This window comes from Gelidibacter salicanalis (genome assembly GCF_016469035.1).
In the GTDB taxonomy this organism is placed as follows: domain Bacteria; phylum Bacteroidota; class Bacteroidia; order Flavobacteriales; family Flavobacteriaceae; genus Gelidibacter; species Gelidibacter salicanalis_A.
Genome location: NZ_JAEHJZ010000368.1, coordinates 1 through 322 on the forward strand (window position 1 = coordinate 1; position 322 = coordinate 322).

Annotated in this window: 1 protein-coding gene; it reads left to right on the forward strand. The window is 37.3% G+C overall.

Annotation, left to right across the window (positions count from 1 at the left end; all coding sequences use genetic code 11):
* On the forward strand, positions 1–322 hold a 322-nt coding region (locus JEM65_RS21670; RefSeq protein ID WP_199603841.1), incomplete at both ends, for a hypothetical protein.

A 322-nucleotide genomic window follows, 5' to 3' on the forward strand; every position in this document is an offset into this window, starting at 1 on the left:
TAGATATTAGTTTTGTGGACAATAATAGCGCAGATAATTGTCAAATTTCTAGCTTGTATTTGTCTCAAACCACTTTCGATTGTTTTGATGTGGGAACAAATAATGTACAGCTAATAGGTCGAGATTTTGGAAACAATTACGATACATGCTTTGCTGTGGTAACCATTCTCGATACATTTTCGGTGGGCGAAGGGTTTTGTGCCGACACCACTTTGTACCTCGATGCAAATGGTATTGTAGTATTGGATTCAGCAGTACTATACAGTAATTTCGCAAATCAATGTGTGAGTTTTAATCTAACTGCCACCCAAGATACCTTTGA